The organism is Sphingobacterium sp. xlx-96 (assembly GCF_011007365.1).
Taxonomy (GTDB): Bacteria; Bacteroidota; Bacteroidia; order Sphingobacteriales; family Sphingobacteriaceae; genus Sphingobacterium; species Sphingobacterium luzhongxinii.
On sequence record NZ_WFKM01000008.1, the window covers coordinates 25,048 to 36,008 of the forward strand.

Genomic DNA, 10,961 nt, shown 5'->3' on the forward strand with positions numbered 1-10,961 from the left:
ACTGATCCGCAAGCTGGCGGATGACCATTGAAAGTAAAATTAAACACATATGACAGATAAAAAGAAGACTATACATATATGAAATATATTGTTTTGGGATTAGGACATTTTGGGCGTTCATTGGGCATACATCTTACCGAACTAGGCCATGAAGTCATTGGAGCCGACCTGAATATACAGATTGTCGAGCAGTTGAAGGATAAGATCACACATACAGTTTGTCTAGACACGACAGATCGTGAGGCCGTTTCCTCTTTACCTTTAAAAGATAGTGATGCTGTGATTATAGCTATTGGCGAAGACGAGGGAGCTTCCTTATTAACCACGGCCTTGGTCAAACAGCTCGGTGTAAAACGCATCATTGGACGCGTTGTGTCGGATCTTCAAAAAACGGTTATGGAGGCCATGCAGATCGATGAATATATCATGCCTGAAGAAGAAGCTGCAGAGCGTCTGGCCATGCGGTTAGATAATATCGATATTGTTGATTCGTTCAAGGTTTCTGATCGGTATAGCATCATAGAGACGAAAGTTCCGTCCAAATATGTTGGGATGACGTTGAAAGATGCTGACCTTACAAATAGATATAAGGTTATCGTATTGACGACAGTTACCCTAACTGGTGCCGTTTCCAAGGGAAAAACCGTGCAAAGCAAAGAGGCGTCTGGTATAGCCAAGTCCGATACTGTACTCCGGGAGAATGATCTCCTTGTTTTATTTGGAGAACTTTCTGATATTAAAAAATTGATCGAAAAAGGAAACTAATCCAAAAGTCCATAGGATATTACTAAAATCAATTTTATATTTGGGCTTTAATAAAAGGCATTAACCGCTAACTTATCCGTGAAGATACGGTGAGCTTGATGATAAAAATGCTCGTTATACCTTCGTTACCTTAAAAAGAAAAAATTGTTTGATGAAAAATTGGTTTAAAGAGAATTCTTCGCATCTAATTGTTATTGCGATCTTCTTTGTATTAGTGTTTTTTTACTTTTCGCCGGTTTGGCAAGGAAAGGCATTGTCTCAACACGATGTGATGCAGGCGATGGGCAGCCAGAAGGAGCTTTTCGACTATAGAGCTAAGGACGGTCATGCGCCTCAATGGACCAATTCGATGTTTGGCGGGATGCCTACTTACCAGATTTGGTATGAGCACACCACGAATATAACAAGTTATGTTAATCGAATCTTGACAATATTTTTCCCTTTGCCGGCAGATGTTATTTTGATTTATCTTTTGGGAAGTTATTTCTTGCTTTCTGTTCTCCGCATTAAGCCCTGGCTGGCTGCGGTAGGAGCTATTGCTATTACTTTTTCATCCTACAACTTTATTTACATTGAGGCAGGGCACGTTAATAAAGCTTATGCTATAGCCTATTTGGCTCCCATAATCGGAGCCGTTATACTCTGTTATCGGGGTAATAAGCTTTGGGGGCCGATCTTGTTAGCGGTCTTCCTTGCATTGGAGATTCGAACCAACCACGTGCAGATGACCTATTATCTTTTCATTGCTTTATTGGTTTACGTAGGATTTGAACTATACTATGCGATTCGAGAAAAACGCGTTCCTGCATTTGCGAAAGCTACAGCATTGCAGATAGGAGCGGTCGTGGTTGCAGTAGCGGTCAACGCTTCCGTTTTGTTTCCGACCTATGAGTATAGCAAGTTGACTACACGAGGCAAGGCCAATATCGTGAAGGTAGATGAAGGTAATAAAAGTGGAGGATTGGATAAAGATTACGCTTATGCTTGGAGTCAGGGTGTGGGCGAAAATTTAACATTTTTGATTCCAAATGCTTACGGAGGAAAAACCCAAGGTGTTTTAGGTGAAGATTCGCATGTGGTTAAATTTTTTACCGGCTTAGGAGCTCCTCAGAATCAAGCATTACAGATGGCCAAAAGCCTTCCTACTTATTGGGGTGAGAAGTCATTTACTTCGGGCCCTTGGTATTTTGGGGCGGGGATTATCTTTCTATTTGTTTTAGGAATTTTTATTGTTAGAGATCGATTAAAATGGTGGATTCTTGCAGCTATTGGATTGACGGTGTTGTTGGCGTTAGGAAGTAATTTCTCTATCGTATCAGATATTTTCTTTGATTATGCTCCATTGTATAATAAATTTAGAGCTCCTGAATCTATTCTGATTATTCCATCTATACTGATACCTGTGCTAGCAGTTATGGCTGTTCATGAACTGATAAATAAAGGTAGTGATATTGTTCAATTGGACAAGAAAGTGCTTTATAGCTTCGGAATCATTGCAGGTATCTGCGTTGTGGTTGCTTTAATGCCTAATATTCTAGCCTTTAAGCCATCAACGAACCAGGATTTTATCAGTATGTTGACCAAAGAGTTTGGTGATGCAAATCTTGCGAATCAACTATCAACAGAGCTTATAAAGGATAGGGCAGATTTAGCTTCAGCAGATGCATGGCGTTCATTGGGTATTGTACTGGTTGTATTTGCCTTGGTTTGGTTCTTTGTTAAGAAGAAAGTCTCTGCAAATGTTCTAGTGCTTGGGATAGGTTTGATCACATTATTGGATCTTTGGTCCGTGGACAAGCGTTACTTGAACAACGAAACTTTTGTAGATAAAAGTTTGACGAAAAATCCAATCCAAGAGCGAGAAGTCGATCAGTTGATCCGGATGGATAAAGACCCTCATTACCGTGTTCTTGATTTGACGACAAATCCGTTTTCCGATGCTAAGGCTTCTTATTTTCACAAAAATTTAGGTGGTTATCATGCTGCTAAGCTGATGCGTTTTCAAGAATTATTAGAGCACCAATTCAATGGAGCTATCAATGAAGATGTCTTAGATATGTTCAATGTCCGTTATGTCATCACTCGTGATCCTAATAACGGAGCGGAGCGTATCCAACGCAGGTCTACAGCAGCTGGAAATGCTTGGTTTGTAGATAAGGTCACTTTCGTCAAAGACAATGCGCAGGAGATGCAGGCGATCAGTAGTTTTGATCCAGCAAAAGAAGCATTTGTTCATGACGAGTATAAAGGAAAAGTAAATGCGGCTCGCTTAGGACGTCCAAATAATGCAGATATTAAGTTGGTCTCTTATCACCCAGACAAGTTACAATATGAGTATACGGCTCCAAATGATGTTTTTGCTGTTTTCTCAGAAGTATATTATGACAAGGGTTGGAAAGCTTATGTTGATGGAGAAGAGGTGCCTATTATACGGACTGACTACCTTTTAAGAGGTTTACAACTGCCGGGTGGTAATCATAAGGTAGAGTTTGTTTTCGACCCGCAGACGATGAAAATATCAAGTATCGTTTCTTTAATCGGATCCATCGTTTTGGTCCTAGGTTTGGGCGGAGCGATTTTTATCTCATACAGAAGGAAAAAGGCCTAACAGCAATGAACCAGTATAAAACGGGCTACTTAATCTTTTAAGTAGCCCGTTTTATATATACCTCGCCTGGCCCTTGTTCTTTAAAGCTCAAGTTTTAATTGAGGGTCGGTGACGCGGAAGGTTTTTCTGTGGTGAATTGTATGGCCATGTGCTAATACCGCTTTACGGTGTACAATAGTAGGGTAGCCTTTATTAGACTTCCATTCATACAGCGGAAATTCGCCCGCTATACTATCCATGTATTCATCCCTATATGTCTTAGCTAATATCGATGCAGCTGCTATGGCGAGGTATTTACCATCCCCCTTTACAATGCAGGCGTGTGGTAGCGTTTGGTAAGGGATAAATTTATTCCCATCTATAATCAGAAATTCAGGCGCAATCTGCAGTGCATCAATAGCGAGATGCATCGCTTTGTAAGATGCATTGTGTATGTTTATTTTATCAATTTCCTGCGGAGTTATGATTCCGACAGCGAAAGCTAAGGCTTCCTTTTCTATTATTGGACGCAATTCATTCCTTTTCTTCTCTGAAAGCTTTTTGGAGTCGTTGAGGACAGGGTTATAATAATCTTTGGGAAATATAACTGCCGCGGCAAAAACGGGTCCCGCCAAGCAGCCTCTACCAGCTTCATCGCAGCCAGCTTCTATGAATTCATTTTGATATTGGGATAAAAGCATAAGTTGATTGTCTGTGTAACTTATCTGTGATATCGTCAAGTTAACACTTATTTACACTACTTATTCATTTTTTTGTAGTGATATTGACGATTTTAAAAAACTTTTACGGCTCTTTGTTGTGTAAAAGTAAACAATAATTGCTGATGAATAAACTTTATATCCTTTTTCTATTTTGTTGTCCTGCTTTTCTTTTTGCACAAAAGAAAAAGAAGGAGGAGTATGTGTTTCAGCAATTAGAAAATATCGTTCTTGATGGTCAATTGGAAGAGTGGGGGGGTAAGTTGTATAATGCTGACAGTGATTTGTGGTCTTTTGGTGTCGCTGTTCAAGGAGGAAAAGTTTATGTCGCTGTAAAGGTTAAAGACGAAATGTTGCAACGGGAAGCGCTACGACATGGTATTTTTGTAAACCTAAGCTACAATGAAAAGAAGAAAGAAGGGGCAAAGTTATTATACCCATATGTAGATCGTGAGCGACTTAGAGCCTTAAGTCAGGATGAAGATCTGGACGTCAACAACATAAAAGCGGAGCTGCTGAAAAGTGTACGAGGCTATCAGATTTCTGGATTTAGTAAAGTAGTTGATGGACTTCTGTCGTTTGATAATTCTTATGGAATACGTGCAAAGGCACGCTTTGAAGATGATGTTTTAATGTATGAATCTGAGGTGCCATTAGACTTAGTGAAATTTAAGAGTGATCGAATTGCCGTTCAAATAGGCGTTAATACCCAGTTTTTTCAAACGAAGAAGGTGGTCGATGCAAGTCCAAGGCCTAATAATGTAAGGGTCTATGGAGCTAGTCCTTATAAGCCGACCGTCAAGAACCCCTATAAAGAAGATACGGCGGTTTGGTTCTTTGGAAATATAAAATAGAGAGATAATATATATGGATTTTTTTAAGAGATGGATAGCGGTTGCCGCCCTATTTATTTGTTTTTCAGCACAGGCTCAGTCCAATAAAGTGGTTCAAGGTTTCTTGCGGGACTCCTTGTCTAGACCTGTTGCAGGAGCATCGGTACAATACATCGTCGGTGCTGATACTTTGAAAACGAGCTCCTCTGTAGGAGGTATTTATACGTTTAGTAACGTAAGCGATAAACCTTTTAAAATTAGAGTCTCAAGTCTCGGGTTTGAGCCCTTTGAGAAAGGATATACTTTTGCTGCTGTGCAGGATAATAGAATGTTGGTCTCCAATATCATTTTACAAGGGATTCCCAATATGTTGGAAGAGGTTGTTGTCAATGGCGTGGTAACTGTCCAAGTGAAAGGTGACACCGTTGAATATTCCACAAGAGATTTAAAGCTACGTGAAGGATCTGTAGCCGAAGATGCCCTTAAGAAATTGCAGGGGGTAGAAGTCGATAAAGATGGTACCGTGACGGCGCAGGGCGAACAGGTAACCCGGGTTCGTATTAATGGCAAGGACTTTTTTGGAGGAGATGTAAAGACAGCAACGCAAAACTTGCCGGCCAATATTATTGCTAAAATGCAGATCGTGGATGATTATGGTGATATGGCTAATATTACAGGAAATAAATCGGGCGAGTCGACTAAAGTTTTGAACATACAGATAGATCCTGAATATAATAAAGGTTACGCGACGACGCTTCGTGTTGGTGGTGGTACTGAAGAGCGTTATCAGACCACAGGAATGTTTATGGGTTTTCGGGATAAGTCGCAGGTATCTGTGTTGGGCAATATGAATAATATGAATGCGCCATTGTTTGACTTTAATTCGATGGGTGGTGGTGCTAGAGGAAGACAAGGTGGCGGCGGTGGACGTGGTCCAGGTGGAATGTTTGGAGGGTCTGAAGGTATTACAAATGTTGGCTCTATTGGCGTTAATATCCGGCATGATTTTTCGGATAAGCTAAAAGTATATGGATCATATTCGTATGGTAGAGATGATAACAACACCATTGGTAGTTCGTATACCAATCGCTTGGCGGAAGGGATCGAGGAAGAGTCCAATGATGACAACACCAGTATCCGGGCCAATCATCGTTTTGAAGGAAATTTAGAATGGAATATTTCGGATAAAGACTATATAAAAATTACACCACAATTGGGTTTTGGTGATAATACAGCTGATAATTTAAAAAATGTAAGGCAACTAATCGGCGGAGATTTCAGTAATTATCAAATAACAAATGAAAGTAATAAGTCTACAGCCCCTCGATATAATTTTTCTGGACTTTACAATCGCAAGCTCAATGATAAAGGAAGAAACCTCTTCTTTAATTTTAACTACGATAATGCGGTAACAGAAACCGAGTATAATAGGGTCTTAGATCGTTGGCTAACCGATCCGGGCAATGGAGACTTGCCTGCATCCGATGTGTTTGAAAAAACATATCGCGAAGTCCAAAACAAAAGCTGGAACGCAGGAGCCTCTGTTTCTTATATCGAACCGCTTACGGAGAAGAGCAAGATTGAAGTAACGTATGATTATAACAACAACGATTACGATAATCTGAAGGCCCAACAATTGTTAGAATCCCGAGGCAGCTCCGCTTCTGGTATATTAGATTACAACTACAACTACGATTATGCTTTTGCAACACATCGTGTAGGCGCTAGTTACATGTACGATAGCGAGAAGTTGAAGTATTCTTTCGGAGCAGCTTTACAACCATCGACGTTGCGTGGAAATGCATATAATGGGGCGATAACAGAAGTAATTGATCGGAAGAACTTGAACTTTATTCCGATAGCACGGTTTGAGTATAAATTTTCAAGACAGTCTAATTTGACTATGCAATACTCGGGAAAGTCGAACGAGCCTTCCGTTTCTCAGACACTTCCTTTTGCAGAGACAACGAGCGAAACTTTTACTAATATCGGAAATCCCGATTTGGATCCTGAGTTCGGGCACAAGATGAACTTTAGATTTCGTTCAGGAGATTTTCAAAAGGGTAAAACATTTTTTGCGATGTTGAGGACGGAACTGACTACTGATAAAATTGTTTCGTACAACAAAACAACCCGCGTTAATGGGTTAGGTGCGGTACAAGAGGTTGGTTACGCAAATGAGTCAGAACCCGTTTATTCAATAAATTCATTCTATCATTTGGGCCGATCGTTTAAGGAAAAAACATACAACATCATGTATGGCGGGGGCGTGTCATTTAATAAAGGTATTTCCTATCAAAATTCTGAAATAACGAATTTCGAATTTCAGAAAAATGTAAATCTGAATACCGGCTTTCATCAAATGTTGTTCTTTCGATACAATCCTTCCGAAAATTTAGAGATCAATCCGGGAGTACGTTACAATTATACCATAACTACTTCTTCGTTGATTGATTTATCCAACCGGAACACACAAAAGATAACGCCAAATTTGATTGGGTCGATAAACATTACGCCTACTACTATCTTTGGAGTAGACATTTCGAAAGAATTTAATAAAGGATATACTTCAAATGTTAATCCATTTATTATAAATAGCTACATTGAACAACGTCTCTTGAAGGGACAGCGTGGTACCATACGTTTCCAGGGATTTGATTTGTTGGATCAGCAGACTAATATTAATAGAACGGTGTCCGAAATATTAACGGATAGTCGTACCAATAGATTAGCGCGTTACTTTATGTTGACCTTTACTTTCAAGTTGCAGAAGTTTTCCGGGGTAAATCCCATGGAAGACAATAGCGGAGGGCATGGTGGTATGCGTAGGCCAAGAATGTAACTTCCTGTTTTTAGTAAAATGGCATCCAATTTTTTTAATTGGATGCCATTTTTTTTTAACACCTTTTTAAGGTCTGTTTCTAATGGAAAGCTCTAGGGATTGAGGGTATCAGTTTCTGTATTTTATTGTGTAGCTTTGCATTCATTATTAAAATCCATCTGAATGAAGGAGTACAATCTTATCCAACTGGATAATGGTATACGCGTCTTGTTGCATTTTCAAAAGTCAGTTATAACGCATAGCTGTATTGTGGTAAATACAGGCTCAAGGCACGAGAAAGAGGGTAAGTTTGGAATGGCTCATTTTATTGAACATCTAGTTTTTAAAAGAACGGAAAAGCGGTCAACAAATCAGATTCTCAATCGTTTGGAGCAAGTGGGGGGCGATTTGAATGCTTATACCACCAAGGAGTATACGTGCTTGCACGCCTCTTTTTTAAATCCTTACTTGGAGCGCGCTTTGGACTTATTTGAAGATGTGTTATTTCATTCTACGTTTCCAGAAACAGAAATAGAGAAAGAAAGAGGTGTGATTTTAGACGAGATAGCTTCTTATTTGGATAGCCCCGAAGAGTCTATTATGGACGATTTTGAAGATCTCCTATTTCAAGGATCAGGGCTTGGACACAATATCTTAGGGGTAGAAGATGATCTGAAGTCTATAACCAAATCAGACATCATCCAATTTATGGAGGAAAGCTACAATACTTCGGAGATTGTTATCGCTATTTCTGGAGATTATACCTTGGCACAGGTAAAGCGACAGGCAGAACGTATCTTTGGGAAGATTAAAGCCAATATTTTGCCAACGCCAGTACAGGTGGTTCCTGCTGTAGCCAATATTAATGAAGTGATCGAGAAACCTATTAATCAAGCTCATTATATGTTGGGCGGGCAGGCATTCGGTGTATATGATGAACGAAAAACGGCTCTCTTATTACTGAATAATATGTTGGGAGGTTACGGAATGAGTTCTATACTCAATCTTGGGATACGAGAGAAGTATGGAATCGCTTATACGATAGAGTCTAATTTTACGATGTACAAGGATACAGGAAGTGTTAGTATCTACCTAGGGACAGATGAAGAAAAGCTAGATCGAGCAGTCTCACTTGTGTTTAAAGAATTGAATAAGTTAAAGAGCGCTCCTATTTCAGCGTATCAATTGACAAGGGCAAAGCAGAAGTTTAAGGGACAGATAGCATTGGCCGAGGAAAATCGAATGAGTATGATTATTGCAGAGGCAAAGAATATCATCGATTATGGCCGTGTCATCTCTTTGAAGGATGTCGTGGATAGTATTGACAAAGTACGATCAGAAGATTTATTCGAACTTTCAAGTATTTTCTTTGCAGAAGATCGACTCGTATCGCTTAAATTCGTTCCCGAGAAATAGAGTTTTAAATGAGTTAATGACAATTGAAAATCAAATAAATACATATGAACACAGCTTATATTTTTCCAGGACAGGGCGCTCAATTCGTAGGAATGGGACAAGATCTGTACAACCTGAATGCAGAAACAAAGGCGCTCTTTGAAAAAGCAAATGATATTCTAGGCTTTCGTATTACCGATATCATGTTTCAAGGAACTGACGAAGACCTTAAACAGACCAACGTCACACAGCCAGCTATATTTTTACATTCCGTAATTCTTGCCAAAGCTTTGGGAGCTTCCTTTAACCCGTCTATGGTTGCAGGGCACTCGTTAGGCGAGTTTTCCGCTTTGGTTGCAGCAAATGCGTTATCGTTTGAAGACGGTTTAAAGTTGGTGTCGCAACGTGCTAATGCTATGCAGAAGGCATGTGAGATTGAGCCATCCACAATGGCAGCCATATTAGGACTAGAAGATGAGGTTGTGGAGCGGATCTGTGCACAGATTGAAGACATCGTAGTACCCGCAAACTATAACTGTCCGGGACAGTTGGTGATTTCAGGATCGATTGTAGGGGTAGATAAAGCCTGTGTGTTGTTGACAGAAGCAGGAGCAAAAAGAGCCCTTAAGCTAAATGTAGGAGGAGCATTTCATTCGCCATTAATGGAGCCTGCGAAGGTGGAATTACAGGCAGCAATCGAAGCAACAACGATTAATGTTCCTGTATGTCCTATATATCAAAATGTGGATGCAAAAGCGTATACAAATCCTGCTCAGATTAAAGAAAATCTTATCGCGCAGTTGACTGGAGCAGTAAGATGGACACAGACCGTTCAGCATATGTTAGCGGATGGTGCAGAAGCATTTGTTGAAGTTGGTCCAGGTAATGTATTGCAAGGTTTGGTTAAAAAAGTGGATAGACAAGCGCAAACTTCATCCGCGACTATCGGGTAATAGTTACTACTGTTCTTTGAACATGTAGTAATGATCTTGGATTACCTGAGTTATAAAGTCCTCTGGGTGTACTTGAGCTTTTACACCCAGTAGGATTTCCAGTTTAGCGGCCAGTACCTGGATAATTCTATAATTCTTCCTGCGAAACCCCATTTGATAGAGTTCTTTTATATCGTTAAGGTCTACATCTGTTAGCTTGATTACTTCAGGGTAGACGATTTGGTGAGTAGTTGTAATTTCTTCAAATAGAGTTTCTTTCAGATTTATGTCTTCTTTGATACTGATTACAGTGGTATCTGCTGCCATATCCCCAATACGTTGGCTTTTTGAGGAAAGTATAATACTTGTAAGACCTAGTCCTCCCATACTGATAAATATGTCGATTGCATTGCAAACCCAACGTATGAAATACTGATAAAACGTGGCGCGTGTACCGTCTATTTTGACTACTTTGATTTTCATGATTCGTTTTCCTATTGTTTGCCCCTCCATCAAGGTTTCTAAAACAAGCGGATATAGGAATATTGGCAACGTTGCTAATGAGGCGACACCCCAACTTAACCAAGCATCCCCGGAATTAAATACGTCCGACTTGGCTAACAATGTAAATGCTAAAATGGCATATAGTATCATAACGCCATAATCTAGGCCAAATGCGATACAACGGGACCCGACAGAAGCGAGTCTGTATTCAAAATTTACATTCTGTGGCGTATTAATTAATAGCTTATTCATTGTTCTATTACAGATCGTTTCCTATTAATCAAACCTACATAAAATGGATAACATTCACGAATGACCAGTAGAAAAACTTGGGTTGACGCATCTTGGTTAATGAAAATTTCCAATAAGTATTCGAAATACCAAGCATTTTATCTAAGTTTATAG

Annotated in this window: 8 protein-coding genes; 6 read left to right on the plus strand and 2 right to left on the minus strand. The window is 39.7% G+C overall.

Going from position 1 to position 10,961, the window contains the following annotated elements; all coding sequences use genetic code 11:
* Positions 1–78 precede the first annotated feature (78 nt).
* Both G7B20_RS11550 and G7B20_RS11555 read left to right on the plus strand, forming a co-directional pair.
* A complete protein-coding gene (locus G7B20_RS11550) occupies positions 79–765 on the plus strand; it encodes a potassium channel family protein (protein WP_164111428.1) in 687 nt (228 codons plus the stop codon).
* A gap of 151 nt (positions 766–916) precedes the next feature.
* Positions 917–3,373: a YfhO family protein gene (locus G7B20_RS11555; RefSeq protein ID WP_164111430.1), complete on the plus strand. Its 2,457-nt coding sequence runs from the start codon at positions 917–919 to the stop codon at positions 3,371–3,373.
* Between the two features lie 80 nt (positions 3,374–3,453).
* Here G7B20_RS11555 and G7B20_RS11560 read toward each other — a convergent pair whose 3' ends face one another.
* Positions 3,454–4,053, minus strand: coding sequence for a ribonuclease HII (locus tag G7B20_RS11560; protein WP_164111432.1), 600 nt, complete (start codon positions 4,051–4,053; stop codon positions 3,454–3,456).
* Between the two features lie 143 nt (positions 4,054–4,196).
* On the opposite strand from G7B20_RS11560, the gene G7B20_RS11565 reads away from it, so the two are divergent.
* From G7B20_RS11565 to fabD, 4 genes are all read left to right on the plus strand, one after another.
* Positions 4,197–4,925: a hypothetical protein gene (locus G7B20_RS11565; RefSeq protein ID WP_164111434.1), complete on the plus strand. Its 729-nt coding sequence runs from the start codon at positions 4,197–4,199 to the stop codon at positions 4,923–4,925.
* Positions 4,926–4,938: 13 nt separating this feature from the next.
* Positions 4,939–7,746, plus strand: a complete 2,808-nt coding sequence (locus tag G7B20_RS11570; protein WP_164111436.1) for a TonB-dependent receptor — start codon at positions 4,939–4,941, stop codon at positions 7,744–7,746.
* A 162-nt stretch (positions 7,747–7,908) separates the two neighbouring features.
* A complete protein-coding gene (locus tag G7B20_RS11575; protein ID WP_164111439.1) occupies positions 7,909–9,141 on the plus strand; it encodes a M16 family metallopeptidase in 1,233 nt (410 codons plus the stop codon).
* 44 nt (positions 9,142–9,185) lie between these two features.
* Positions 9,186–10,073, plus strand: coding sequence for an ACP S-malonyltransferase (gene fabD, locus G7B20_RS11580; RefSeq protein WP_164111441.1), 888 nt, complete (start codon positions 9,186–9,188; stop codon positions 10,071–10,073).
* Between the two features lie 6 nt (positions 10,074–10,079).
* On the opposite strand, the gene G7B20_RS11585 is transcribed toward fabD, so the two are convergent.
* Positions 10,080–10,808 carry an RDD family protein gene (locus G7B20_RS11585; RefSeq protein WP_164111443.1) on the minus strand — a complete coding sequence of 243 codons (729 nt, stop codon included), beginning with the start codon at positions 10,806–10,808 and terminating at the stop codon, positions 10,080–10,082.
* Between the last annotated feature and the right edge of the window lie 153 nt (positions 10,809–10,961).

Bases quoted from the DNA above. Each gene is read 5' to 3' on its own strand.
- G7B20_RS11550 (WP_164111428.1), top strand. From the start codon at position 79: ATGAAATATATTGTTTTGGGATTAGGACATTTTGGGCGTTCATTGGGC.
- G7B20_RS11555 (WP_164111430.1), top strand. From the start codon at position 917: ATGAAAAATTGGTTTAAAGAGAATTCTTCGCATCTAATTGTTATTGCG.
- G7B20_RS11560 (WP_164111432.1), bottom strand. From the start codon at position 4,053: ATGCTTTTATCCCAATATCAAAATGAATTCATAGAAGCTGGCTGCGAT.
- G7B20_RS11565 (WP_164111434.1), top strand. From the start codon at position 4,197: ATGAATAAACTTTATATCCTTTTTCTATTTTGTTGTCCTGCTTTTCTT.
- G7B20_RS11570 (WP_164111436.1), top strand. From the start codon at position 4,939: ATGGATTTTTTTAAGAGATGGATAGCGGTTGCCGCCCTATTTATTTGT.
- G7B20_RS11575 (WP_164111439.1), top strand. From the start codon at position 7,909: ATGAAGGAGTACAATCTTATCCAACTGGATAATGGTATACGCGTCTTG.
- fabD (WP_164111441.1), top strand. From the start codon at position 9,186: ATGAACACAGCTTATATTTTTCCAGGACAGGGCGCTCAATTCGTAGGA.
- G7B20_RS11585 (WP_164111443.1), bottom strand. From the start codon at position 10,808: ATGAATAAGCTATTAATTAATACGCCACAGAATGTAAATTTTGAATAC.